Annotated in this window: 23 protein-coding genes and 1 pseudogene; 5 read left to right on the top strand and 19 right to left on the bottom strand. The window is 47.0% G+C overall.

The genetic code is table 11. The features are described 5' to 3' along the window. Positions 1-266 precede the first annotated feature (266 nt). The gene (locus RO21_RS01570) at positions 267-1550 is read left to right on the top strand and encodes an NAD(P)/FAD-dependent oxidoreductase (RefSeq protein ID WP_047976046.1); all 1284 of its coding nucleotides are present in this window, start codon (positions 267-269) and stop codon (positions 1548-1550) included. Between the two features lie 93 nt (positions 1551-1643). Here RO21_RS01570 and tsaD read toward each other — a convergent pair whose 3' ends face one another. Both tsaD and RO21_RS01580 read right to left on the bottom strand, forming a co-directional pair. Next, positions 1644-2675, bottom strand: coding sequence for a tRNA (adenosine(37)-N6)-threonylcarbamoyltransferase complex transferase subunit TsaD (gene tsaD, locus RO21_RS01575; RefSeq protein ID WP_047976047.1), 1032 nt, complete (start codon positions 2673-2675; stop codon positions 1644-1646). Between the two features lie 83 nt (positions 2676-2758). After that, positions 2759-3538 carry an outer membrane protein assembly factor BamD gene (locus RO21_RS01580; RefSeq protein WP_047976048.1) on the bottom strand — a complete coding sequence of 260 codons (780 nt, stop codon included), beginning with the start codon at positions 3536-3538 and terminating at the stop codon, positions 2759-2761. Between the two features lie 152 nt (positions 3539-3690). Here RO21_RS01580 and rluD point away from each other — a divergent pair, with 152 nt between their 5' ends. Next, positions 3691-4668, top strand: a complete 978-nt coding sequence (gene rluD / locus RO21_RS01585) for a 23S rRNA pseudouridine(1911/1915/1917) synthase RluD (protein ID WP_047976049.1) — start codon at positions 3691-3693, stop codon at positions 4666-4668. Positions 4669-4713: 45 nt separating this feature from the next. Here rluD and hslO read toward each other — a convergent pair whose 3' ends face one another. Together hslO and hslR are read right to left on the bottom strand one after the other, a co-directional pair. Continuing rightward, positions 4714-5580 carry an Hsp33 family molecular chaperone HslO gene (hslO, locus tag RO21_RS01590; protein ID WP_047976050.1) on the bottom strand — a complete coding sequence of 289 codons (867 nt, stop codon included), beginning with the start codon at positions 5578-5580 and terminating at the stop codon, positions 4714-4716. Then, a complete protein-coding gene (hslR, locus tag RO21_RS01595) occupies positions 5577-5990 on the bottom strand; it encodes a ribosome-associated heat shock protein Hsp15 (RefSeq protein WP_047976051.1) in 414 nt (137 codons plus the stop codon). The genes hslO and hslR overlap by 4 nt, the downstream gene beginning before the upstream one ends. A gap of 293 nt (positions 5991-6283) precedes the next feature. Between hslR and malT the strand changes: the two genes are divergently transcribed. Beyond that, positions 6284-8995: an HTH-type transcriptional regulator MalT gene (malT, locus tag RO21_RS01600; protein ID WP_047976052.1), complete on the top strand. Its 2712-nt coding sequence runs from the start codon at positions 6284-6286 to the stop codon at positions 8993-8995. Positions 8996-9047: 52 nt separating this feature from the next. Here malT and glgP read toward each other — a convergent pair whose 3' ends face one another. Further along, positions 9048-11447, bottom strand: a complete 2400-nt coding sequence (glgP, locus tag RO21_RS01605; RefSeq protein ID WP_047976053.1) for a glycogen/starch/alpha-glucan family phosphorylase — start codon at positions 11445-11447, stop codon at positions 9048-9050. A gap of 108 nt (positions 11448-11555) precedes the next feature. Beyond that, the gene (gene serB, locus RO21_RS01610) at positions 11556-12440 is read right to left on the bottom strand and encodes a phosphoserine phosphatase SerB (RefSeq protein ID WP_047976054.1); all 885 of its coding nucleotides are present in this window, start codon (positions 12438-12440) and stop codon (positions 11556-11558) included. A gap of 137 nt (positions 12441-12577) precedes the next feature. Between serB and RO21_RS01615 the strand changes: the two genes are divergently transcribed. Beyond that, positions 12578-13240, top strand: a complete 663-nt coding sequence (locus RO21_RS01615) for a YtjB family periplasmic protein (protein ID WP_047976055.1) — start codon at positions 12578-12580, stop codon at positions 13238-13240. A gap of 88 nt (positions 13241-13328) precedes the next feature. After that, positions 13329-13547 (top strand): translation initiation factor IF-1, encoded by a 219-nt coding sequence (gene infA / locus RO21_RS01620; RefSeq protein WP_005712424.1) that lies wholly within the window; start codon positions 13329-13331, stop codon positions 13545-13547. Between the two features lie 45 nt (positions 13548-13592). Here the strand turns inward: infA and RO21_RS01625 are convergent, their stop codons facing one another. From RO21_RS01625 to RO21_RS01685, 13 genes and pseudogenes are all read right to left on the bottom strand, one after another. After that, a complete protein-coding gene (locus tag RO21_RS01625) occupies positions 13593-13754 on the bottom strand; it encodes a Trm112 family protein (protein WP_047976056.1) in 162 nt (53 codons plus the stop codon). After that, complete coding sequence (gene lpxK / locus RO21_RS01630; RefSeq protein ID WP_047976086.1) at positions 13735-14736, bottom strand: tetraacyldisaccharide 4'-kinase; 1002 nt, start codon at positions 14734-14736, stop codon at positions 13735-13737. The genes RO21_RS01625 and lpxK overlap by 20 nt, the downstream gene beginning before the upstream one ends. Positions 14737-14752: 16 nt before the next feature. After that, positions 14753-15577 (bottom strand): bifunctional DNA-formamidopyrimidine glycosylase/DNA-(apurinic or apyrimidinic site) lyase, encoded by an 825-nt coding sequence (mutM, locus tag RO21_RS01635; RefSeq protein ID WP_047976057.1) that lies wholly within the window; start codon positions 15575-15577, stop codon positions 14753-14755. Between the two features lie 82 nt (positions 15578-15659). Continuing rightward, the gene (gene brnQ / locus RO21_RS01640; protein ID WP_047976058.1) at positions 15660-16952 is read right to left on the bottom strand and encodes a branched-chain amino acid transport system II carrier protein; all 1293 of its coding nucleotides are present in this window, start codon (positions 16950-16952) and stop codon (positions 15660-15662) included. A 163-nt stretch (positions 16953-17115) separates the two neighbouring features. Then, a complete protein-coding gene (gene fabG / locus RO21_RS01645) occupies positions 17116-17841 on the bottom strand; it encodes a 3-oxoacyl-ACP reductase FabG (protein ID WP_047976059.1) in 726 nt (241 codons plus the stop codon). Between the two features lie 21 nt (positions 17842-17862). Further along, positions 17863-18798: an ACP S-malonyltransferase gene (gene fabD, locus RO21_RS01650; protein WP_047976060.1), complete on the bottom strand. Its 936-nt coding sequence runs from the start codon at positions 18796-18798 to the stop codon at positions 17863-17865. Positions 18799-18840: 42 nt separating this feature from the next. After that, positions 18841-19476, bottom strand: a complete 636-nt coding sequence (locus tag RO21_RS12055) for a GNAT family N-acetyltransferase (protein WP_053067695.1) — start codon at positions 19474-19476, stop codon at positions 18841-18843. A 184-nt stretch (positions 19477-19660) separates the two neighbouring features. After that, positions 19661-20284, bottom strand: coding sequence for a LysE family translocator (locus tag RO21_RS01660; RefSeq protein ID WP_047976061.1), 624 nt, complete (start codon positions 20282-20284; stop codon positions 19661-19663). A gap of 52 nt (positions 20285-20336) precedes the next feature. After that, a pseudogene (locus RO21_RS01665) lies at positions 20337-20996 on the bottom strand (epoxyqueuosine reductase QueH); the annotation flags it as partial. A gap of 79 nt (positions 20997-21075) precedes the next feature. Further along, positions 21076-21495, bottom strand: coding sequence for a hypothetical protein (locus RO21_RS01670; RefSeq protein ID WP_047976063.1), 420 nt, complete (start codon positions 21493-21495; stop codon positions 21076-21078). 27 nt (positions 21496-21522) lie between these two features. Beyond that, positions 21523-22506: an octaprenyl diphosphate synthase gene (gene ispB / locus RO21_RS01675; protein WP_047976064.1), complete on the bottom strand. Its 984-nt coding sequence runs from the start codon at positions 22504-22506 to the stop codon at positions 21523-21525. A 139-nt stretch (positions 22507-22645) separates the two neighbouring features. Continuing rightward, a complete protein-coding gene (locus RO21_RS01680) occupies positions 22646-23917 on the bottom strand; it encodes an HlyC/CorC family transporter (RefSeq protein ID WP_084724230.1) in 1272 nt (423 codons plus the stop codon). Between the two features lie 96 nt (positions 23918-24013). After that, on the bottom strand, positions 24014-24817 hold the full coding sequence (locus tag RO21_RS01685) for a cytochrome C assembly family protein (protein ID WP_047976065.1): 804 nt from the start codon (positions 24815-24817) through the stop codon (positions 24014-24016). Positions 24818-24985 lie beyond the last annotated feature (168 nt).

Here is a 24985-nt window from a genome sequence, read left to right on the forward strand (position 1 = left end):
TCCTTGATATTTCATAGGCTTTGGCTCAACTGCACTTAATCGACCACAAAATAACTTATTATTTAAAATCAATTAGTTACATTTTGGCTAGAGATCAACTTCAAAAAAATTTAGTTTTTTCACGGTTTTTTGACTTGACAACATCAGCCTGTGTAAAACTTATTTTGATTAGCCGTTTTTTTATTAAAAATCCCCGAGAAAATCGCTAGACTTTAACACGCAAGCCATTAAAATTTCACATCATTTTCATTTACTCGGAGATCCTGATGGAAACAATTATTGTGGTCGGCGGCGGTGCCGGCGGGTTAGAACTTGCCACTTATTTAGGCAATAAATTAGGTAAAAAGCAGAAAGCGAACGTTGTGTTGGTGGATAAAAATATCAGCCATTTATGGAAGCCGTTGCTGCACGAAGTGGCAACGGGGGCGTTAGATGACGGGACAGATGCGTTGAGCTATCGGGCACACGCCAAAAATCACGCTTTCCAATTTCAGCAAGGTAAGCTCACCAGTGTCAATAAGGCGGAGAAATACATCACCCTTGCACCGATTTACAATGAAAACAACGAGTTATTGGTGGCACAACGCACGCTGCATTACGATAAATTAGTGCTGGCGATTGGTAGCCGTTCAAACGATTTCGGCACACTGGGGGTGGCGGAGCACTGCATTTTCTTGGATAGCTCGGAGCAGGCAAAGCGTTTTCATCAGCGAATGATGGAGCTGTTTCTCAAATTTTCCAATAATAACGACAAAGAGGTGCATATTGCGGTTGTCGGCGGTGGCGCAACGGGCATTGAGTTGTCCGCCGAACTTTATAACACAGTGAAGCACCTCAACTCTTACGGCTTTGGTAAGTTGGATAATACCAGCCTGAAAGTTACCTTATTGGAAGCGGGCGAAAGATTGCTGCCTGCCTTGCCGGAGCGGGTATCGGCATCGGCTTTAAAAGAGTTGAAAGAGTTGGGGGTGAATGTCCTGCTCAATACTGCGGTAACCGAAGCGCAGGCAGACGGGCTGATCACAAAGGCGGGCGATAAAATCGAAGCGGATTTAATGGTCTGGGCAGCGGGTGTGAAAGCGCCGGAAATTACGCAACAATTCGGTTTTGAGATCAATCGCTTAAACCAAATTGCCATTAGAGATACGCTGCAAGCAGTCGGCGATGACGATGTGTATGTGATCGGCGATTGTGCCTTTTTATTGCAAGCGGACGGCAAACCTGTTCCGCCACGGGCGCAGGCGGCGCATCAAATGGCAACGGTATGCGGTAAAAACATTGTGGCGCAACTGGAACATAAACCGCTTAAAGCCTTTGTATTCAACGATAAAGGATCGTTAGTCTCGTTCTCCCGTTTCGGCACGATCGGCAGCCTAATGGGGAATTTAACCCAAGGATCAATGTTTATTGAGGGCAAAATCGCCCGCCTTGCTTACCTTTCCCTCTACCGGATGCACCAAATGGCGTTGCACGGTTGCTTTAAAACGGGCTTGATTTTGTTAGTCGGACGCATTAACCGCTTTATCCGCCCGTCAATGAAGCTACATTAACCGATTAAAAAACGGACGCAACCGCGTCCGTTTTGAGTTTTTGCACCATTGAATATTTGCAATAAAATCGGCATAACCGACCGCTTGTTTGGGTTAGGTAAGTTTTGCCAGCTCGGTCATCGCCCAGCGGGGTTTGACACTCACGGCTAAATCCGTTTGTTCGCCGTGTTTTAAACGCAGATAGCCGGCATAGGCAATCATTGCACCGTTATCGGTGCAGAAAGCGGGGCGGGGGTAGAACACTTCGCCGCCCAGTTGTGCCATTGTATCGGCAAGATCACGGCGTAATTGCTGGTTAGCACTCACACCGCCGGCAATCACCAACCGTTTACGCCCGGTTTGTTGTAAGGCTCGGCGAACTTTAATGATTAGCGTGTCAATCACCGCCTGCTGAAAGGCGTGGGCAATATCGCAGCGGGTTTGTTCGTCCAGTTTGCCTTGTGCATCTAAATGGGTATGAATGGTATTGGCGGCAAAGGTTTTTAAGCCGGAAAAGCTAAAATCCAGCCCCGGTCTGTCCGTCATCGGACGTGGGAATTGAAAACGGTTTGGCGTACCTTTTTCGGCTAATTTTGCCAAGGCTGCACCACCGGGGTAATCTAAACCGAGCAGTTTGGCAGTTTTGTCGAAGGCTTCGCCGGCGGCATCATCAATGGATTCGCCCAAAAGCTCATATTCGCCGACATTTTTGACATCGACTAACTGGGTATGCCCGCCGGATACCAATAGAGCGACAAACGGAAAGTCAGGGGCGTTTTCTTCTAGCATTGGGGCGAGCAGATGCCCTTCCATATGATGTACGCCCAACGCCGGCACTCGCCACGCATAAGCGAGCGAGCGAGCAATGGTTGAACCGACTAATAATGCCCCGACCAGCCCTGGTCCTGCCGTATAAGCCACGCCGTCAATCTCGCAAGCGGTGAGATTTGCCTCTTTTAATGCCGCCTGAATCAGCGGGAGCGTTTTGCGGATATGATCCCGTGAGGCAAGCTCCGGTACAACGCCGCCGTAATCGGCGTGCATCTCAATTTGGCTGTAAAGTTGATTGGCGATCAGCCCTTTTTCGTCATCGTAAATTGCCACTCCCGTTTCATCACAGGAGGTTTCAATGCCTAAAATTTTCATTGGTTCTACTCAGGTTAAAATGGGAAAGGGGCGAAGCCGCCCCTTGAGATTTTTGCATATTTTCGTTTGAAAACGACCGCTTGTCAGAATTGGGCGGCATATTCTGGCTTGGTAGTATCCGGAAAGGTTTTCGCCTTATTCGCTTCGATTAACGCCGCTACTTTTTGAGCGGAGTCGTTAATGCCCATTGCTTCAAAGGATTTTTGCAGCAGCGGGAGTGCATCTGCTGTCGGTTTGCTGTCCGGATAAAAACGCATCATTTCTTCCACTCGGTTTGCCACCGCCACATAAGCATCCCGTTTCATATAGTATTGTGCAATTTTTAACTCGTGTTCGGCTAAACGGTTAAGCAAATATGCCATCCAGCGTTGAGCATCTTGCGCATATTGGCTGTTCGGATATTGTTTCACGATCATTTGGAAATTGCCGTAGGCATTGCGGATATTTTCAATAGAGCGGGAAGAGCGGTTTACGCCGAAGAAATCCTGAATCCAGTTATCGCCTAAACGGGCATTGCTTAAACCGGCGAGATAGTACACATAATCCATACTGGCGCTGTTAGGATAACTGCGGGCAAAACGTTCTGCCGCATCCAGTGCTTTATAATATTCGCCGACTTTGTATTGCGCGTAGATAATGCTGAGCTGGGTTTGTTCCCCGTAAGCCCCGCCGTGTGCTCGTAAATCGACCGCTTCTAAGTGGCGGATAGCATTGTTATAATCGCCGTCTTGTAAGTAGGTTTGACCTTTGTTGTAAAGATCCTGAGCCGGTACACCGTCAAATTCGTTCTTGTTTGAATTTGAGCAACCTGCCATTACCAGACCGGCAAGAATAATGGAAACAAAAGAGCTGAATTTACGCATAATGATTTCTACCTATAAAAAGTGCTTGCGGGAAAAGTTTAATGTACAATGCCGTTTGACTTGCCGTCTTTCGTAAAGTTCAGACGGAAAAACGGCACTATTTTATAGGACAACACTCAATAAGCAAATCAGAATTTGGAATTTTATTATCAATGTCGCAGCAAATTATCTTATCTGCCGAGGTCAGTGCAGATTTATTAGGCGCGAGGCTGGATCAGGCTTTAGCGCAGCTCTTTCCCGACTACTCCCGCTCCCGCTTAAAAGTATGGATTGAAGACGATCGGGTCAAAGTAAACGGAGCGATCGTCAATAAAGCGAGAGAAAAAGTTTTTGGGGGCGAACAAATTGAAATTCAAGCCGAGTTGGAAGAGGAAATCCGCTTTGAGCCGCAAGCGATCCCGCTCAATATTGTATATGAAGACGATGATATTTTAGTGATCAACAAACCGAAAGAGTTGGTGGTTCACCCCGGTGCGGGCAATCCGGACGGTACGGTTTTAAATGCCTTGTTACATCACTATCCGCAAATTGCCGAAGTACCGAGAGCGGGGATTGTGCATCGGCTGGATAAAGACACCACCGGTTTAATGGTCGTGGCAAAAACCGTGCCGGCACAAACTCACTTGGTAACGGCACTGCAAAAACGGGAAATTACCCGCGAGTATGAAGCGGTGGCGAGCGGTATTATGACCCAAGGGGGCAAGGTGGACGAGCCGATGGCACGCCACCCGACCAAACGGACGGCAATGGCGGTTCACCCGATGGGAAAACCGGCGGTTACTCACTATCGCATTATGGAGCGTTTCCGTAACTATACTCGGTTACGTTTACGCCTTGAAACCGGCAGAACCCATCAAATTCGGGTGCATATGGCACATATTGCCCACCCGTTACTGGGCGATCAACTTTACGGTGGACGACCTCGCCCGCCTAAAGGTGCAAGTGCGGAATTTTTAGAGGTGTTGAGAAATTTCAAACGCCAAGCGTTGCACGCCGCAATGTTAAGGTTGCATCACCCGATTACTAATGAACTAATGGAATGGCACGCACCGTTGCCTGAAGATTTTGTCGAGCTAATTGAAGCGCTTAAAGCCGACTATCAACTTTACAAACACGAATTGGATTATTAGCGATAAAAAAGGTTGGCGTATGCCAACCCTTTTTATATTAGAAGGTTAAGCCTGTGCTTTCAGTTCATCAATCGCATTCTTATCAAAGAAATATTGCGTGCCGCAGCATTCACATTGCATATCAATCACGCCTTGTTTTTCTGCCAGCATTTCGCTAATTTCCTCTTCAGGCAGAAGCATAATTGCTGCGCCGGAACGTTCCCGTGAGCAGCCGCACTTAAATTCGGTAGCCTGTGGCGGATACACTTCCACGGTTTCCTCGTGGAATAAACGATAGAGCAATGCTTCGGCGGTTAAACCAAATAATTCCTCGTCTTTAATTGTTGAAGCCAGCGTGGCTAAATGCTCAAAATCCTGCGGCGTGCCTGTACCGTCCGGCACAATTTGTAAGAGCGTTCCGCCGGCAACGGCTTTACCGTCAAACTCGCCGACTCTAATCACCAGTTGTGTCGCTAACTGTTCGGAACGGGCGAAATACGCCTCCAAACATTCGCTGACGGTCGGCTTATCGAGGCTGATTACCCCTTGATAGCGTTCTCCTTTTTCCGGAATAATGGAAATCACCAATACCCCGTTACCGATCATCTCCGTTAATGTGGCGTTATCGGCAATCTCGCCTTCTACCCGTGCTAATGCCCGCAGTTGTTGATGCTGATTGCCATTAACCACCGCCAATTTTAATGCACCGTCCCCTTGAATTTGGACGGTGATCGTCCCTTCAAATTTCAAGGTTGCCGTCAGCAAACTGGTTGCCACTAACATTTCACCGAGTAAATTTTGGACGGCTTTCGGGTATTGATGCGTATTAAGGGTTTCCGTAAACGTGCTGTTTAAACGCACCCATTCGCCCCTGACGGCACGGTTTTGAAATAAAAAACGGTAAAGTTTGTCGTTGTCTTGTGTATAAGTCATAGTGTATCCGAGTTGATATGTTTAAATTTGATCAGATCACGGCGTTCCTTTTTATTGGGTCGCCGATCTGGATGCGGCATTGACAGGGCATTTGCTTTGCGGGCAAAGGCAAGTTTCTCCCGCGTTTCAAGGCTCTGCTCGGTCTCTTGATAAAGCCGTTGTGCCTCCGGTGCGCCACGGCGTTGATCGCTTAACGCCAGCACCGCCACTTCTTTTTCCTCATTGCCTTGGCGAAGTTTAATCAATGCTCCGATTTCCACCAGCTTGCTGGTTTTCGCCCGTTGCCCGTTATAATGGACTTTGCCGCCTTCAATCATCGCTTTAGCGATACTACGGGTTTTATAAAAGCGTGCTGCCCACAGCCATTTATCTAAGCGTACCCCGTCATTATCGGGATTGTGATGTGTCATCTTAGCCACTCTGTTGAAAATAGTGCGAAATAAAATGGGGGAACTTTTTATTTTTTCAAGATGTAAGGGACAAGCGGTGCGTTTTGGAACTATTTTTGCAATATGGTAGGGTAAACTCGGAACACTACAATGGTTTACCAATAAGCCAAAATGTAATGTTGTGCAACCGCAATATCGGATCAAACATTTTACTAAAACCGACCGCTTGTTGATCTCACGCCCTCTATTTCGAGTGAAATTTTGCTAGAATAGACTCCCTCTAAGGCGCTTCATAAAAATAACAAAGGATCGCAATGCAAACCACAAAATTGATTCCGACTAAGCTAATCGCTGGCAAATCTGCCCCAATGCACAAAATTGAACAGAGCGTTGAACGTAGTGAACTTTTAGTTCGTTTAGCAGCGGCAAAATCCTATCCGCTGACGTTGGTAACTGCACCGGCAGGCTATGGCAAAACCACGTTGGTTTCACAATGGAAAACACAATTACTTAAACAAAATCAATCGGTTGTGTGGTTTGCATTGGACGAAAGCGACAATAAAGCCGAGCAATTTTCCCACTATTTTGCCGCCGCCCTTGCCAGTATTACCGATATTTCTTTGCAAGGTATTAACTATCAGAATAACCTGATCGATTATTTCGGGCAGTTATTGGTGCAGCTTGCCGAAGTGTCCAAGCCTTTTTATGTGATCCTTGACGATTATCACTTGATTGAAAACAGTGAAATTCACGATGCGTTGCGTTTTTGGCTCAAACATCAGCCCGATGCGATGAGCCTGATTTTAATCTCCCGTTTAACCCCGCCGCTGAGTATTACGAATTTGCGGATTCGGGAAAAAGTCTTGGAAATTGATGTACACCAACTGGCATTCAGCCCTACGGAAGCCCGTCAATTCTTTGAGTTGAAGCTGCATACCGCCTTAACGGATAGTGAGATTTTTACCCTGTGCGAGCGGGTCGAGGGCTGGGCGACAGCGTTGCAACTGATGGTGTTTGCTCTCAAACAAAATGCGGAATTAGTCCATTTCCCCGAAAAATTACTGCATAAATTAAACCAGCAGCATATTGCCGATTATTTGAACGAAGAAGTGTTTTACTATGTCGATCCGACAATGAAGCGGTTTATGCAGCGTTGTGCGATTTTACGTTCAATGAACGAAAAGCTGATCGTTGCCCTCACTCAAGACGAAAACGGCATTAAAACCTTGGACGAGCTTGAAAAACTCGGCTTATTTCTCACCCGTATCAACAATGATAACGGGGAAGTTTGGTGGAAATTTCACCCTATTTTAGCGTCTTATCTCGCCCAAAGTTGTCGGGTAGAGCTGCCGAACGAATGGCAATCACTCCATCGAACCGCCGCGCTGATGTGGATAAAACTCGGTTACAGCTCTGAAGCCCTTTATCACGCCCAAATGCTTGATGACCCCGATACACTCTACCAAATTTTACGGCAGCACGGCTGGGCGCTGTTTCATCAGGGGCAGCTCAAATTACTGGAGGACTGCCTTAACCGCTTGCCAACAGAGCAACTTTGGCAAGATGAAAATCTGGTATTGCTGAAAGCGTGGCTAGCGCAAAGCCAGCACCGGCATCAAGAGGTGTCTGGCATTTTGCAAAAATGCCAGCCGAAAGCACCGCTTACCGCCAGCCTACAAGGGCGTTTTGATGCACTGCGGGCACAGGTGGAAATCAATGCGGGCAATGAAGAACAAGCCTATCTAATTGCCAGCCAAGCATTGAGTAATTTATCGTCCGAATTTGGTTACGCTCAAATTGTGGCGACCTCCGTTATCGGCGAGGCGCAGCACTGCCGAGGCTATTTGAAAGAAGCCCTTGCCTTGATGCAGCAAGTGGAGAAAATGGCGACCGGTCGCCGTGCCTATCACCACTGGCTCTGGTCGAAACTACAACAATCGGAGATCCTATCCGCCCAAGGTTTTTGGCAATCCGCCTACGATCTGTTGAAAGAAACCACCCAACAAACCACCGAATTTCATCAAATTCCGATGAATGAATTTCTGTTACGTCTCAAGGGGCAAATTTTATGGGAGTGGCATCATCTTGATCAAGCCGAAGCAATGGCAAATGCAGGGATTGAGGTGTTGGAAAACGAAGAAGAACATATTCAATGTTTGACTTTGTTGGCAAAAATCTCGCTCACGAAAGGTGATCTCAACAATGCCGAACGGTTAATTGAACAGTGCCGCCAGCTGCTCTCCCGTTGTTCACCCCATAAGGATTGGGTTACCGCTGTGGACGAAGTTCAACTGATTTACTGGCAAATGTGTAATCAGACCGAACAGTCGGAAAGCTGGTTGGCACAAGCCAATTTTCCGGCGCAAGAGCATAATCATTTTACGCAACGACAATGGCGGAATATCGCCCGCTGCTATTTGTTACAGCAAGATTACGATCAAGCGTTAAACATTCTGAATAGCTTACTGCGTACCAGCGGCGTGTTTAATTTGGTGAGCGACAGCCAACGCGCGCTGATTTTACGCAATCGGGTTTATACGTTGCAAAACCGACCGGATTTAGCACAGCGGGATCTGATCCAAGCCCTCAACCTCAGCCGCCAAACCAATTTTATCAGTGCTTTCGTGATTGAGGGCGATTTAATCGCCCAGCAGATCCGCCAATTATTACAACTGAATGTATTGGAAGAACTGACGGTTCACAAAGCGCAATTTATTTTACGCAGCATTAACCAGCACAACCGCCACAAAACTGCTCATTTTGACGAAGAATTTGTCGCAAATTTATTGAAAAATCCGCACATTCCGGAAATGCTGAAAATCAGCCCGCTTACGCAACGGGAATGGCAGGTTCTTGGGTTAATCTATTCCGGTTACAGCAACGAGCAGATCTGCCAAGAATTATTCGTGGCGATGACGACAATCAAAACGCATATTCGGAATATTTACCAAAAGATCGGGGTATCTAACCGTGCCGAAGCGATTGAATATACCAGAAGTCTGTTAAGAATGATGGGGTATCACTAACATTAACTAAAAAGGGACGCATTAGCGTCCCTTTTTATTGTCAATCCTCGGATTATTTTTTCCAAATACGGGTTTGGTAATCACGTATTGAGCGGTCGGAGCTGAATGCGCCTAAACGGGCGGTATTCAGAATGGTGGATTCCACCCAAGCGGTCTGATCCTGATAACGTTTTGCAACGATGTCCTGCGCCTCACGGTAGCTGGCGAAATCGGCAAGCACACAGAAGTAATCGTGGTTAAGCATATCGTTTACCAGTGCTTCAAAACGTTCGGTATCGCCGTTTGAGAAGGTGCCGTCTGCCAAGGTATCAATCGCCTGTTTTAATACTGCATCTTGCTCATAGTAGGTTTTGGAAACATAGCCTTGCTCCCGTAATTCCCGCACGGAGTCCACCGTATGCCCAAAGATCACCACATTTTCATTACCGGCAAACTCGGCAATTTCGACGTTCGCACCGTCTAGCGTACCGAGGGTAATCGCCCCGTTTAACGCTAATTTCATATTGCCTGTGCCGGACGCTTCTTTACCGGCAAGGGAAATTTGCTCGGAAACATCTGCCGCCGGAATAATTTTTTCCGCTAAACTGACACGATAATCCGGCAGGAATGCCACTTGCAATTTGCCCTGCATATCCGGATCTTGGTTAATCACGTTCGCCACGCCGTTGATGGCTTGGATAATTTGCTTCGCCATAAAATAGCCCGGTGCAGCTTTGCCGGCAAAGATAAACACACGCGGCACGAAATCTTGCTGCGGGTTCGCTTTGAGCGATTGGTAAGTCGCAATAATATTGAGCAAATTGAGATGCTGACGTTTATATTCGTGGAAACGTTTGATCTGCACGTCAAAAATCGCCTCACAGTTCACCTTTAAGCCGAGGGTTTGCTCGATTTCCGCCGCCAATGCCTGTTTATTTTGCTGTTTGATCGCACGGTAAGCGGTCTGAAATGCCGGATTTTTTGCAAGCGGTTCAATTTGGTTGAGAAGCGAGAGATCCTGCGTCCAGTCGCCTTGAATATGTTGATCCAATAAGGCGCTTAATTTCGGGTTGGCTTGGCGAATCCAACGGCGAGGGGTAATGCCGTTGGTAACATTGTGGAAGCGTCCTTCAAATAAGCGGGCATAGGCAGGGAAGAGATCGCTGACGACTAAATCCGAGTGAATTTGCGCCACGCCGTTTACCGCAAACGAGCCGACCACACATAAGTTTGCCATACGCACACGTTGATCGAACAAGACAGCGGTTTCTTGCCACGCCGCATCAAATTCCGCTTTGTCGAACGCCGCTTCTACTTGCTGACGCAGTTGATCGTTAATCCGTTCGATGATTAAAATATGACGTGGTAATAGTTGGGTGAGTAATTTTTGATCCCACTGCTCTAAGGCTTCCGGCAATAAGGTGTGGTTGGTGTAAGCAAAGGTTTTGCTTGCAATTGCCCACGCTTGTTCCCAACTGAGATCGTATTGGTCGAGTAACAGGCGGAGTAATTCCGGAATCGCAATCGCTGGGTGAGTGTCGTTGAGCTGAATTACCTCAAATTCAGGCAGTTGCTCAAGGGTTCTGCCTTGCGCTAGATGATTTTTCAGAATATCCGCCACCGAGCAGGCACAGTGGAAATACTGCTGCATTAGGCGTAAGGCTTTACCTTCGGCGTGATTGTCGTTCGGGTACAATACTTTGGTGAGCTTGGCGGCATCGACCACACGGCTTTCGGCATCAAGGTAGTCGCCGTCGTTAAATGTTGCCAAATCAAAGGCGGATTCGCTGTAGCCCTGCCACAAGCGGAGCGGTTGTTGCACGCCTTTGTAGCCGACCACCGGCAAATCAAAGGCTTCGCCGAAGATTGTCCATTCCGGCTGCCACGCATATTTATCGCCGCTGATAAGACTCACTTTACCGCCGAAGCCGACTGTTTGGCGGAAATCCGCCCGATGATATTGTTGCGGATAAAAATCACGCTCCCAGCCGTCGCCGGATTCCAGTTGCTGACCTTCATCACCAAAGGCTTGCTTGAATAAGCCGTATTGATAGTGCAAGCCGTAGCCAATCGCCGGTTGGGAGAGGCTTGCCATTGAGTCTAAATAACAAGCAGCCAGCCGTCCTAACCCGCCGTTACCCAATGACGGATCACGCTCTTGTTCTAAAATATCGACCAGATTTTTACCGTATTTGGCTAATTGTTGATTGGTTTCATCGTATAAACCTAGGCTCAACAAATTATTGCCCAATAAACGCCCGATCAAAAATTCCATTGATAAATAATTGACCTTGCGGGTATTCGCAAGCGGGGCGTTAGCGGGAAAATGTTGCAAAACCGTTTGGTGAGAAAGGGTGGCGAGGAATTGATACCATTGGGTATCCGATAGCTGCGAAGGGGTTAAAAAACGTGCTTCGCAATAGCGGTTGAGTGTTGCATCAAATAAGGTTTGAAATTGTTGAGAACTTAACATCAATTTGCTCCAATTTAAAAATCATATTAACCGTTATTATTCCTAAAAGGCTTGGGACTAAATCATCCCTGAAAAAATCAATTAGGTATGATAGCGGGGTAGGAATACCTAATTATCAAGCGCCGTGCTTTTCATCGCTTGAAACAGTGCTGCCGCATTCAGCAGTACCAGTAAAGCGGTGAGATCACCGAAATTAACCACCGTGTTGGCTTGCGCCTGCACCGCCGGTTTGGCGTGCAGTGCCACGCCTAAACGTGCCGTTTTGAGCATCGGCAAATCGTTTGCGCCGTCTCCCACTGCCACCCACTGCGTTGGTGCAATGTTGAACTCGGCGGCTAAGGCTTGTAAAGTGTCGGCTTTATGTTGCGCATCAACCACCTTGCCTAGCACGGCACCGGTGAGTTTGCCGTCTTGGATTTCTAACTGATTGGCGACTGCGGCATCTAAACCGTATTTTTCTTTCAAATAATCGGCAAAATAATCAAAACCGCCGGAGGCGATCGCCACTTTCCAACCGTGTTGTTTGAGCATCGCGACCAGTTGTTCAAAGCCGTCCATTAACGGCAGTGCTGCCCGCACTTGTTGCAAAATGGCGGCGGGGGCATTCTCAAGGGTACTGACCCGTTTACGCAGGCTTTGCTCGAAATCCAACTCACCACGCATTGCACTGGCGGTAATGGCGGACACCAACTCACCCGTGCCGGCAAGTTTGGCAATCTCATCAATACATTCGATTTTAATAGCGGTGGAGTCCATATCCATTACCAGCAATCCCGCTTGGTCTAATTGCGGGGTAAGGGCTAATTTACTCACATCAGCGGCAATGGCGTGGGCGGCTTGGCGAATGCAAGCGGTCAGTTCACCCTCAAAAAAAGCAAGACGATAATCCAAATAGGCGGTTGTGCCTAAACAAGCCCGCTCAATTTGAGTAGCAAAGGCGTGAATTTGGTCATCGGATAAGGTTTTGGCGTAGATAAAAAAAGGCTGAGGCATAGTCGTTATCGGTTAAAAAATCAAAGCACGCATAATAAAAAAATAATCTGCGACTGTCTAGATTGTCGCCAAAAAAGCGGGGCTATACTCCAACGCATTTACAGGCTAAAATTCATCGCCTAAAAGAGAGGAAATTTATGTATATAACCCGTGAAAAAGCGATAAAAAGCAACTTAATGGCGGTGATTTTGGTAGTCTGCGTGGCAATTGTCGGGCTGATCTTAAACGGCATCGGGCAATTTAAACTCAGCTCACAACTTGCCGGCATTAACCAAGTCTCTAACCTTTCGCATTTACTGGTTCGTCAGCAAGCCAAATTATTTTCGTTACTGCTGGTGAGAAAAGCCAAGAATGATGAATTGACGGAAGCCTTAGACACCTTTGCCAAAGAAGATTTTGTGATTGATGCCAATCTCTACTCGGCAAACGGTCAGTTGATTGCCCAAAGTGAAAATGCCCGCCCGTTTGTGCCGCAAGCCACATTCGATAGCCCTAACCAGTCCACCCAGCAAATAGTCGAGCCGATTTTCGCCCAGCAAAATTTGGTCGGTTTTTTGCGAGTTACCTTCGATATGCAATACGGACAAACCACGCAAAGTAAAGTCAATGAATTATTTCACCTGCTCTACGGTGAGTTGATTATCTTATTTTTAGCCGGCGGGCTGTTTGTCAGTTGCTTTTACCTGTTTAAACGCAAATCGCATTTGGCTGCACATTTACCGTTAAAAGCGGTTTCAACGGAAAATCGCCCGCCAAGCCAGCGTTTTCACTCTCGCCGACGCGCTTTTCGCCGTAAATGATTGAAATTCGCCCGTGTGAGAGTATAATATCTCCCGTTTTGCCGAAAACGGCTGTAATAAATGACATTCATCAGACAAAGAGGAATAAATGGCTAAAGAAGATTGCATTGAAATGCAAGGTACAATTTTAGAAACCTTACCGAACACAATGTTCCGTGTGGAATTAGAAAACGGACACGTTGTAACCGCTCACATTTCAGGAAAAATGCGTAAAAACTACATTCGCATTTTAACCGGTGATAAAGTAACCGTTGAAATGACCCCGTACGATTTAAGCAAAGGTCGCATTATTTTCCGTGCAAGATAATCTGCCGTAGAACACAAGAGGGACGCATTGGCGTCCCTCATTGTTTTATAGTGCTTCCGCTTTTTCCGGCAGCAGTACCGGAATGCCGTTTTCAATCGGATAGGCAACTTGGGCGGCAGGGCTTATCAGGCGATTATTGGCTTTATCCCACTCTAATTTTTGATGGGAAATCGGGCAAGCCAAGGTATCAAGCAGTTTTTCGTTCATTTCGTGTTCTCACTAACGTTAAAATCGGATCAATCAGACAAGCGGTCGATTCGGGGCTAAATGTGGCAGAAACCGGCACATACCACCAATGATCTTCCGCAAACGCTTGGCATTTTACCGCATCTTTTTCCGTCATCAATAGCGGTATTGCGCTTGTTGCCAATGCAGAAAGTTGTTCAGGTAAGTAGGCTTGATGATCGGCAAAGGCGTGGCAGGCTTGCAGCGAAATACCTAAATGACTTAACATCGTAAAAAAACGGGGCGGATAGCCGATGCCCGCCATTGCGACACAAGGCATTTGCCGAAATGCCGTAAGCGTGCGTTTTTCACCCGTTTTAAGATTGACGGCATAGCTTGGGGTAAGGGTCATTTGATGTTCTCCGGCTTTTGCAGATTTGCCGTTGCAAATCACCGCTTGTACCGCTGCCAAACGGCTCGGCAGCTCACGCAAACTGCCGGCGGGTAGCACAAAACCGTTGCCGAAGCGGCGTTCGCCGTCCACCACCACCCATTCGATATCTCGTTCTAAACGATAATGTTGCAAGCCGTCATCGGTGATGATGATGTCCAAGTTATATCGGCTTAACAGTAATTCAATGCTTTGTCGGCGGTCGGGAGAAATTGCCACGGGAGCTTGGGTACGCTGGGCGATCAACACCGGCTCATCGCCCATTTGCTGCGGTGAACTGTCCGCTCTCACTAACTGGGGAAATACACGATTTTCCCCGCCATAGCCCCGTGAAATCACGCCGACTTTCAGCCCGCGTTGCTGTAATTGTTCCACCAGCCACACCACCACCGGCGTTTTGCCGTTTCCGCCGACAGAAAGATTACCGACCACCAGCACCGGCACAGGCGAGCGGTAGGTTGGCAGGATTTTTTTACGATAAAGCTGCCGCCGAAGTTGGCTAACCAACCAAAACAGCAACGAAAACGGCGAGAGTAGCCAAGTAATCAGCGAGCGAGATTGCCAAATGTTCATTTTCATCAATAAAAAATCATTTCGGTAACGGCTGGCAATGCGGGCAGAAGTAGCTGTTGCGTTGGCCGATAACTTTCGCTTGGATAATATTGCCGCAGTCGTTGCACTCTTCGCCTTTGCGACCGTACACTTGCAGAACTTGAGCAAAGTAGCCGGGTTTGCCGTCCGGTTGAATAAAATCCTTGAGGGTTGTGCCGCCTTGAATGATCGCCTTACGCAATACCGATTTGATTACGTCAGTCAATTTTTCGCATTGGGCTTGGCTTAAATTTTGGGCGGCGATGTCGGGGTGAATACCCGCCATAAACAGTGATTCACAGGCGTAGATATTGCCCACGCCCACCACCACCTCATTATTCATAATGAAATTTTTCACTGCGACGGTTTTTTTGCGGCTTTTCTCGTATAAGTAACCGCTTGTAAAAGCATCAGAGAGCGGTTCAGGGCCTAATTTTGCCAGCAATTCGGCATTTTCTGCCTTTTCTACCCATAGCCACGCACCGAATTTGCGTGGGTCGTTATAACGTAAAATCGTGCCGCTTTCAGTGATTAAATCCACGTGATCGTGTTTGCCGATAGCTTTCGGCTGTTGCTCGGACAGAATACCGAGCGAGCCGGACATTCCAAGATGAACGAGAATATCGCCTCGGTCGGTGTGAATAATCAGGTATTTGGCACGACGTGAAAGACGCTGGATTTTTGCCCCTTGCATTTGCGCCAGTTGCGGTGAAATCGCCCAGCGCAGTCGTTCCGTGCGGGAGATAATCTGTTTGATCGTTTCGCCGTGCAGATAGGGTTCAATCCCTCTCAGGCTGGTTTCAACTTCAGGTAATTCCGGCATTTTAAATCCTTAAATTGAACGGTAAGCGGTCAGTTTACTTGCTTTTTTTGCAAAATGTGAAGGATAACCGACCGCTTGGCGATTAGGCTTTTTCGCCAATCACAGGGTTAAGCAGATAACCTGCAACACAACCGATGACTGCCGGTAGTAGCCATTCCATTGAGTAGTTTTTCAGCGGCAGTTGGCTGATAAATTCTACCCCTGCAACAGATAAAATGGAGGTAATCGTGACTAAGCCAAGGGAGATACGTTGGGCAAGCAGCGGGATCTTGACGAAAATATTCACTAACAGTAATAAAATCACCGTCATTGTGATTGGGTAAAGCACGAGCAGTACCGGTACGGATTTGCTGATTACTACATTTAAGCCTTGGTTAGCAATGATAAAACCGATTAGGGTAAATAAAATTGCATAAATTTTATAGCTGATTTTCGGGAATACTTCGTAGAAATATTCAGATACGGACACGATCAAACCGATCGTGGTAGTTAAACACGCCAGTGTTACGATTAAACCGAGTAGCGCACTGCCGAAGATGCCGAAATTATCAGATGCCGCTTTGTTTAAAATAAATGCGCCGATGTTTTTACCTTCTGTGGCAAGTTGGGTTAAGGTACTTTGGTCGATGGCAATGTGGTTACCGATCCAGCCTAATGCGATATAGATAATGCCGAGTGCTACGGAAGCAATTAAGCCCGCCATAATGGTTTGGCTGATCATCGCTTTGCCGGAAACGCCTTTCGCTTTGATTGCCGAGAGAACAATAACGGCAAAGGCAACGGAAGCGAGAGCGTCCATTGTTTGATACCCTTCAACCATTCCGCCGAATAGCGCTTCGCTGCTATCTTTATCAACCGCTAACGGCGTATTGTTGGCGTAAGCGAAAACGGACACAATAATCAAGGCGAAGATAGAAAGTAGTAAGGCAGGTGTTAAGATCGCCCCGATACGTTCGACCATTTTAGACGGGTTAAGGCTCAACCAAAGCGCAATGGCGAAGTAAATCACGGTGAAAACAAACAGGTAAGTTGAGCTGCCTTCACTCACAAAGGGTAATACCGCAAATTCATAGGAAGTGGCGGCAGTGCGGGGAATAGCAAAGAATGGACCGATCGCCAAGTAAATCGCCATTAAAAATAACAGAGAAAACAGTGGGTGAACTTTGTTCAGCACGGCTTTATAGCCGCCTTCATAAAAGGCACTGACAATAATACCCAATAGAGGCAAACCGACACCGGTAATTACAAAACCGCTGATGGAAGACCAAAAATCCAACCCGCTTTCCAAGCCGAGCTTCGGTGGGAAAATCAGGTTACCTGCGCCAAAAAAGATGGCAAAGAGCATAAAGCCGATAACAAGCGTATTTTTATTCATACACATTCCTAAAGGTAAGTTAAACATTTATTCTTCTAAGAGAAGAACACTATCCATTAAAAAATCGTCAATAGCCAAATAATACGATTTGGCAAAAAACCGAGAAAGAAAAAACCGAATTCTACACGAGTAAAATTCGGTCGCCAACAAACTTTTGTTGAGATTATTGCATATATAAGCCACCGTTGACGTGCAAGGTTTCGCCGTTAATGTAAGCGGCATCGTCGGAGGCTAAGAATGCAACTGCTTTGGCAATGTCTTTCGGCTGCCCTAACTGCCCCGCCGGAATTTGGCTTAAAATCGCTTGTTTTTGTTCGTCCGATAATTCGTCGGTCATATCCGTTGCAATAAAGCCCGGTGCGACCACGTTCACGGTAATGCCACGGGACGCCACTTCTTTTGCCAACGATTTGGAAAAACCGATTACCCCCGCTTTTGCCGCACAATAGTTAGTCTGCCCCGGATTACCCATTGAACCGACCACTGACCCGATAGTGATGATCCGCCCGAAGCGTTTTTTCATCATTGCGCGCAGCATTGCTTTGGATAGACGGTAAACGGACGTGAGGTTGGTTTGCATAATGTCGAACCACTCCTCATCTTTCATTCGCATTAACAAATTATCACGGGTAATGCCGGCATTGTTCACCAAAATATCAATTTCACCCACTTCCGCTTTGATTTGGGCAAGGGTGGCATCAATGGAATCGGCATCAGTAACGTTCAACACCAACCCTTTGCCCTTTTCGCCTAAATAAGCGCTGATTGCCTCTGCGCCTTTTTCCGAAGTGGCTGTTCCGATCACGAAAACGCCTTTTTCAACCAGCTCTTGTGCGATAGCTTTACCAATGCCACGGGTTGCGCCCGTAACCAGTGCGATTTTTTGCATTTTTTCTCCTTAATTTTGAAATTAGAATGAAACGGCTTCAAAAGACGGCACATCATTGACCGCTTGAGCGGATAAATCCGCCACAATGCGTTTGGTTAAGCCCGTCAGCACTTTATTCGGCCCGATTTCATATAACATTGTGATACCTTGTTCAGCCATTTTTTCCACCGTTTCCGTCCAACGAACCGGGCTATAAAGCTGACGCACCAACGCATCACGGATCGCTTCCAGATCCTTTTCAACCGCCACGTCAACATTGTTGATCACATTGACAAGCGGTGGGTTGAGGCTGATTTTTTGCAACACGGCAGCAAGTTTTTCTGCCGCCGGTTTCATCAACGCACAGTGAGACGGCACACTCACCGCCAGCGGTAATGCCCGTTTTGCCCCGGCTTCTTTACACAATGCCGCCGCACGTTCCGCCGCGTTTTTTGTACCGGCAATCACCACTTGCCCCGGTGAGTTGAAGTTTACTGCCGATACTACTTCGCCCGTTTCCGCCGCTGCGTTGGCACAGGCATCAATAATCGGCTGATTATCCAAGCCGATAATCGCATACATTGCCCCTGTTCCCGCCGGCACGGCTTGTTGCATCAACTGCCCTCGCAGTTCGACCAATTTGATCGCCTGCTGAAAATCCAACACGCCAGCACAAACCAAGGCGGAATATTCGCCTAAACTATGCCCCGCCATTACGGACGGTTGCTGAGCCGGGAATTTTTGCTGCCAAATGCGGAACAACGCAACTGATGCCGCCAATAATGCCGGTTGTGTGCGTTCCGTTTGCCCTAGCGCTTCCGCTGTGCCGTTTTGGACTAAATCCCATAAATCGTAGCCCAGTACCTCGCTGGCTTGTTGGAACGTCTGTTCAACCACAGGGTAGAGCGGTGCTAAATCCGCTAACATTCCGATTGCCTGAGAACCTTGCCCCGGAAAAACCATTGCAAATTGTGTCATTTTTATCCTCTTATTAGTCAGTATGCCGAGATCGGCACAGTGTTAGTCTCGTGTGTAATCGTTCCGTACTATTCTTAAATACTGCCCGATACTTCGCCACCCCAGCGAGAGATAGAGCAATTTGCCCTGCTCGCTGGCACATAATAACCCCGTTTTCACTCCATTTAATAACGCCTCTTGAGAGAGCAGATTCATCATCATACTGCCCCAACCTTGACGGCGATATGCGAGATCCGTATTGATTCTGTCAAAGACAGCAAAGCCGTTATAGTAGCCGACCTGCCCGCGACACATTATCTCCCCTTGCTCACTTTTAAAAGTGATCCGACAATGCTCGGCGGAACGAACATAATCCACCACTACATTTTCAGGGACACTTTTCGGTTGCATAGCATACAACTGCTCGTTAACCATCATATCTGCTAACATCATTGGCTTCCACCCTTGCGGCAGGGAAAAACGTGCATCAATCCCGCTGATACACAGATAATCCCGATGAGAGACCCGTGGTAAAACGGCGGCTAGTTGAGCGGGATCGAACAGTAACCACTCTTTTTCTCGGCGACCGTCTCGAAGTTCAAAGCAACACCCACCATTGAAATACTCAAGATTTAAGATGTGGCGACAACGCTGCCAACCTTGAATCCAATTTCGCCAAAATTGCGCAGTTTCATTCATATTGTCCCCGCCCTTGTATTCATCTTAACACCCAGTCTCATCACTAATTGCCTAAAATGTGAGCTGTTCAATACATTGCCCGCTGAAATGGGCTTGTTGGAACCTCTGCGCTACCACCGGATAGTGCGGTGCAAGAACGGCTAACATTCCGACCGATTGTTCTTATTTTAGCTAGGCAGCTAGCTTAACCTGAAATCACTTTAATCCCCAATCCGACCATTAGACCGCCTAAAATACGGTCGATCCAATGCCCTGCTTTCTGAAATCTGCTGTTGACAGACGGAACGGAAAGCAAAAACGCTACCGTTGCAAACCATAAAAACAGTAAAAACATCATCCATACGCCGTAAATACTGAGCTGCCACATCGGCATTTCCGGTGAAAGTACCACCGTAAACACAGAAACGAGATAAACAGGGGCTTTTGGATTAAGCAAGTTACAAAGAAAGCCTTTCCATAAGGTTCTGAGTGAGGATTCCGGCTCAACCTGCTGTGCGCTGATGTCCATCACGTCTTTTTTCGCTTTTGCTTTTAAGCCTTGATAGCCAAGGTAAATTAAGTAAGCCCCACCGGCAATTTTAATGGCAGTCAGCAGCCAAGCAGCAGAGGCAATCACGGCGGCTAAACCCAGCACGGAATATAAAATATGCACGCCAAATCCTAAGCCACCCCCCAATGCACACATTAGCCCGGCGGCTCGCCCACGGCTGAGTGTTTGTTGAGACACATAGATAAAATCCGGTCCCGGCGAGATTGCGGCAAGAAGGTGAATGCCTGTGATAATAATAAAGCCTTGCCAAAAGTCCATTTTCGTTTCCTCAAGTTATGTTTGCAAAAATTAGGGCATATCGAACCGCTTGTTAATCGGCGGAATAATAGAGTTTGCCGATTTCAATTTTTTGGCGACCGTTTGCTTCACGCCAGCGGTTAGTGTCCCGCAAGGAATAGACGCAACCGCAGTATTCCTGCTGATAAAAACGTTCGCGCTTGCTGATTTCAATCATTCGTTGCGAGCCGCCGCCTTTGCGCCAGTTGTAATCCCAATAGACGACATCATCGTATTTTTCCGCAGCCCGATGTCCACAGCCGTTGATTTGGTTCATATCTTTCCAGCGGGAAATACCGAGGCAACTGGTGAAGACCGGAAAGCCGTTTTCGTGGGCATATTGTGCTGCCTTTTCAAAGCGCATATCAAAGCACATTGTACAGCGAATGCCCCGCTCCGGCTCGTCTTCCATACCTTTGGCACGGTCAAACCAGTTTTGGCGGTCGTAATCGGCGTCAATAAACGGAATGCCCCATTTTTCGGCAAAGCGGATATTCTCTTCCTTGCGAATTAAATACTCTTTGAGCGGGTGGATATTCGGGTTGTAGAAATAAATTGTAAAGTCAATGCCGGAGGCGTGGATCGCTTCCATCACTTCACCCGAACACGGCGCACAGCACGAGTGTAGCAATAATTTATTATGCCCGTTTGGGAGTGTCAGTTTTTCCCTCACAAAAGGGGCGCTCGGCTCTTTGCCCTTACGGGTTTTCTTGATAGGATTTTCGGTTGTCATAAATGGTGGTAATCACTCTGTTTATAAAATATCGGAACCATTAGTCCCGAACCTGGTTAAATCGGCTGCCCTTCGGCGTGTATTCACAATGTTCACGGTTAAAGCCTTGTTTATGGCATTTCATCGTTTCCAAATGCTGCGTATCGGAATGATAGGTCATTTTAAAACGTTGTTGTTCAGACTGTGCGGAAGCGATCGCTTTATTATCCGGATGCCGATAGATATGCTTGTCGCTAGCAGTCGCAAGTTGATAGGGGGTAATATTACCTTGGCTATCGCTGATATAAAGCGGACGACCGCCTACCTTATCGCTGACATTAGGTTCGTAAATCTGCCTCGGATTGTCGCCGCTTTTTTGCTTGAGTTGATGCTGGGTGAGCGCTAATTTTTCTGGTTTAGCCGTTTGTGCTAATGCCGATATTGCGAAACTCATAAGCGTAAGTAAAACGCCTATTTTCATACAACCCCCTGTTTTTTTTAAGCAAAATTAGTAGCTGCGATCCACCGACAAATAGGCTAAGGCTTCCAGTGCGGTTTTATATTCGCTCTGCGGTAAAATCGCGATCGCATCGACTGCTTTTTGCGCCTCTTGTTTAGCCCTCTGCATCGCATAATCAAGAGAATGATGCTCCGCCATAATCGCCAAAATTGCCGGTAACGCTTCCCGCTTGCCACCTTGCTCAATTGCTTCACGGATTAAGGCAGCCTGCTGCGGATTACCGTAACGCATTGCGTGTAAGAGCGGCAGGGTCGGCTTGCCTTCCGCCAAATCGTCCCCAATATTTTTGCCTAATTTTTCTGCATTGGCGCTGTAATCCAAAATATCGTCAATTAACTGAAATGCCGTACCGAGATAACGACCATAATCCTGCAACGCCGCAATTTGAGCCGGATTAGCCTCGGCAACTAAGGCGGCACAATGGGTTGCCGCCTCAAACAAGCGGGCGGTTTTACTGTAAATTACGCCCATATAGTTTTCTTCGGTCGTATCGGGATCGTTCACATTCATTAGCTGCTGCACTTCGCCCTCGGCAATCACATTTGTTGCTGCCGACATCACTTTCAGCACATCAAGGGAATTGACACTCGTCATCATTTGGAAGGCACGGGTATAAATAAAATCGCCGACCAACACACTTGCCGCATTCCCAAAACGGGCATTGGCGGTTTCTTTGCCACGGCGCATTGCCGACTCGTCCACCACATCATCGTGTAAAAGGGTCGCCGTATGGACAAATTCAATAAAGGCTGCGCAGGTGATATGTTGATTGCCCTCATAGCCCAACGCTCGCGCCGCCAACACTGCAATTAAAGGGCGAATGCGCTTGCCGCCGCCACTAATAATATAATGCCCGAGCTGGTTTATCAGAACCACATCGGAATTAAGTTGGGCGAGAATTTCAGTATTGACCGCTTGCATATCCTTATCGGCAAGTGCTGAAATATGATCGAGAGAAAGTTGCGCTGTCATTGGCTTGTCTTATGAATGATAAAATAAGTTTGGATTTTACCCTAATGTGTACATTTCTTCAAAAAAAGAAATAAACAAGCGGCGTGTTCCGATGAGAAATTTGCAAAAATATTTCTCAATAAACCGCTAGGTAAAAAAGTTATATTTCACCAACACTAACCTGCTCAACCTTCGCCAGTTTAACCATATTGTCGCTAACTTCCAAAATTGTTACCTGTAAATTAAACAGGGTGAATTGGGTGTCTTCATCGGGGATTTTTTCCAGATGTTCTAAGATTAAGCCGTTGAAAGTACGGGCTTCATCTAGGGGGAGCTGCCAGTTAAACAGTTTGTTGAGATCCCGCAGATTTGCCGAACCTTCAATCAATACCGAGCCGTCTGACTGTGGTTTGACTTCTTGTTCAAGAGTTGGCGAGGTTGAGGTGGTAAATTCGCCGACAATCTCTTCCAAAATATCCTCAAGGGTAACTAAGCCTTTGATATCGCCGTATTCGTCCACCACTAAGCCGATGCGTTCTTTGTTGGTTTTGAAATTCATTAGCTGGGTGGTAAGCGGCGTGCCTTCGGGGATAAAATATACTTCGTCCACCGCCCGCACTAACATTTCTTTGGTAAATTCGTTTTTATCCAGCATTAAACGGAACGCTTCCCGCACCCGCAACATTCCGAGGATATTTTTGTCGAGATTGCCTTTATAAATCACCACTCTGGCGTGTGCTGCACCGGTAAGCTGACGCATAATGGCTTTCCAGTCGTCATCAATATCAATGCTGCCGATGTCGTTGCGTGGCACCATAATGTCGTCCACCGTTACTTTTTCCATATCCAAAATGGAAATCAGCATTTCTTGGTGGGAACTCGGAATAAATTTACCCGCTTCCAGTACTACACCGCGTAATTCTTCGGCACTCAGCCCCGCTTTTTCGGGCTGGCGGATACGCAATAATTTCATTAAGCCGTTAATAATGAGGTTCATCAAGAAAACGAGGGGGAGTAAGATTTTCTTGAGCGGGGTTAAAACATAGCTGGCGAAAAAACCGATCCGCTCCGGATAAATGGCGGCGATAGTTTTAGGTAAAATTTCGGAAAAGACCAGCATCACAAAGGTGAGCAAGCCAGTTGCAATCGCCACCCCTGCTTCGCCGGAGAGCTGCATTCCAATCATTGTGGCGATAGCGGACGCCGTGATATTCACTAAGTTATTACAAATTAGAATAAGGCTGAGCAGAACATCAGTTCGAGAGAGCAATTTTTCCGCCTGTTTTGCCCCTCGATGCCCTTGTTGAGCGAGGTGGCGCATACGGTAGCGGTTTAATGACATTAGCCCTGTTTCAGAGCCGGAGAAAAAAGCGGAGAGAATAAGTAGAACGACAAGTGCAATAAATAAGCTACTCAGGGGGATACTTTCCAAGGTATTTTTCCTATATTCGTTGATCAAACAAGCGGTGGGAACAGGTTGATTTTTTGCAAATTTTTGCGATTTTCCGACCGCTTTCCGTTTCGTGCTTTACAACACACGGCTGCCAAAATAGGCAATCGTCAGCAACATCATACCCGAAATTGAGTAAATTAGCACCCGATTTCCGCGCCAATGTAACTTCCATTGTCCTAATAGCAAAAAGTTATAAACAATCCACGCCATAAAGGAAAAAATGGCTTTATGGATCTGCTCCGGTGCGAAAAAGTTGTGGAGGTAGATCATTCCGCTAATCAGTGCGATCGTAAGCAGCCCTTGTGCGACAAGGGTAAGATTGAAGAAATGGCGTTCTACCGTCATCAACGGCGGCAAAACCGGCGAAAAACGCATCGTTTTCTGTTTGAGCCTATAATCAAGCCATTTGAGCTGGAACGCATAAAGCAGAGCAATAAAAAACAGCGCATAGGAAAACAGCGCAATCGCAAGATGGAACAGCAGCCCAATATCTTCTGCCAACTGTTTAATGAAGCTGCCGGAAACGAAGCTAGACACACCGATGCAAACAATACTGAGAATATAAATCACCGACAGCGGAAACCAAATGGTTTTCCATTTCGGCAATGCCAAGGTCGCCAGCAGACTCATCATTAAGCTCATCAACGAGGCAACGTTGGCAAGGGTAAAATTTTGCCCGTTTTGATCAATTAAATGTTGAGACACGTTAATGAAATGACAGACACAGGCAATCAGCCCCACCAGCCACACCACTTTTAAGCTTACTTTCGGGGTAACTTCCGTTTGGTGATCGCCGTTACGCATCGGCACAATCCACGCCAACGCACCTAAATGTAGTGCCGCCAAGTACCCAACCATTGCAAGAATCGCAAATAACATAAAATCTCTCAAAATAAGAATAGTTTGCAATAAAACGGATTTTAGCAGAGTTTGGGCGGGAAAGATATTTCCAAATTTACATAGCAGATCAAAATTTTGTGAACGAGATCTCAGACAGATTAGGGGTAAATAAACGATAATGTAAAAAACATATAGTATATATGTTAA

This window comes from Muribacter muris, assembly GCF_001038205.1.
GTDB classification, from domain to species: Bacteria; Pseudomonadota; Gammaproteobacteria; order Enterobacterales; family Pasteurellaceae; genus Muribacter; species Muribacter muris.

Excerpts from the sequence above, each read along its gene's own strand:
- RO21_RS01570 (WP_047976046.1), top strand. The coding sequence starts at position 267 with ATGGAAACAATTATTGTGGTCGGCGGCGGTGCCGGCGGGTTAGAACTT.
- tsaD (WP_047976047.1), bottom strand. The coding sequence starts at position 2,675 with ATGAAAATTTTAGGCATTGAAACCTCCTGTGATGAAACGGGAGTGGCA.
- RO21_RS01580 (WP_047976048.1), bottom strand. The coding sequence starts at position 3,538 with ATGCGTAAATTCAGCTCTTTTGTTTCCATTATTCTTGCCGGTCTGGTA.
- rluD (WP_047976049.1), top strand. The coding sequence starts at position 3,691 with ATGTCGCAGCAAATTATCTTATCTGCCGAGGTCAGTGCAGATTTATTA.
- hslO (WP_047976050.1), bottom strand. The coding sequence starts at position 5,580 with ATGACTTATACACAAGACAACGACAAACTTTACCGTTTTTTATTTCAA.
- hslR (WP_047976051.1), bottom strand. The coding sequence starts at position 5,990 with ATGACACATCACAATCCCGATAATGACGGGGTACGCTTAGATAAATGG.
- malT (WP_047976052.1), top strand. The coding sequence starts at position 6,284 with ATGCAAACCACAAAATTGATTCCGACTAAGCTAATCGCTGGCAAATCT.
- glgP (WP_047976053.1), bottom strand. The coding sequence starts at position 11,447 with ATGTTAAGTTCTCAACAATTTCAAACCTTATTTGATGCAACACTCAAC.
- serB (WP_047976054.1), bottom strand. The coding sequence starts at position 12,440 with ATGCCTCAGCCTTTTTTTATCTACGCCAAAACCTTATCCGATGACCAA.
- RO21_RS01615 (WP_047976055.1), top strand. The coding sequence starts at position 12,578 with ATGTATATAACCCGTGAAAAAGCGATAAAAAGCAACTTAATGGCGGTG.
- infA (WP_005712424.1), top strand. The coding sequence starts at position 13,329 with ATGGCTAAAGAAGATTGCATTGAAATGCAAGGTACAATTTTAGAAACC.
- RO21_RS01625 (WP_047976056.1), bottom strand. The coding sequence starts at position 13,754 with ATGAACGAAAAACTGCTTGATACCTTGGCTTGCCCGATTTCCCATCAA.
- lpxK (WP_047976086.1), bottom strand. The coding sequence starts at position 14,736 with ATGAACATTTGGCAATCTCGCTCGCTGATTACTTGGCTACTCTCGCCG.
- mutM (WP_047976057.1), bottom strand. The coding sequence starts at position 15,577 with ATGCCGGAATTACCTGAAGTTGAAACCAGCCTGAGAGGGATTGAACCC.
- brnQ (WP_047976058.1), bottom strand. The coding sequence starts at position 16,952 with ATGAATAAAAATACGCTTGTTATCGGCTTTATGCTCTTTGCCATCTTT.
- fabG (WP_047976059.1), bottom strand. The coding sequence starts at position 17,841 with ATGCAAAAAATCGCACTGGTTACGGGCGCAACCCGTGGCATTGGTAAA.
- fabD (WP_047976060.1), bottom strand. The coding sequence starts at position 18,798 with ATGACACAATTTGCAATGGTTTTTCCGGGGCAAGGTTCTCAGGCAATC.
- RO21_RS12055 (WP_053067695.1), bottom strand. The coding sequence starts at position 19,476 with ATGAATGAAACTGCGCAATTTTGGCGAAATTGGATTCAAGGTTGGCAG.
- RO21_RS01660 (WP_047976061.1), bottom strand. The coding sequence starts at position 20,284 with ATGGACTTTTGGCAAGGCTTTATTATTATCACAGGCATTCACCTTCTT.
- RO21_RS01670 (WP_047976063.1), bottom strand. The coding sequence starts at position 21,495 with ATGAAAATAGGCGTTTTACTTACGCTTATGAGTTTCGCAATATCGGCA.
- ispB (WP_047976064.1), bottom strand. The coding sequence starts at position 22,506 with ATGACAGCGCAACTTTCTCTCGATCATATTTCAGCACTTGCCGATAAG.
- RO21_RS01685 (WP_047976065.1), bottom strand. The coding sequence starts at position 24,817 with ATGTTATTTGCGATTCTTGCAATGGTTGGGTACTTGGCGGCACTACAT.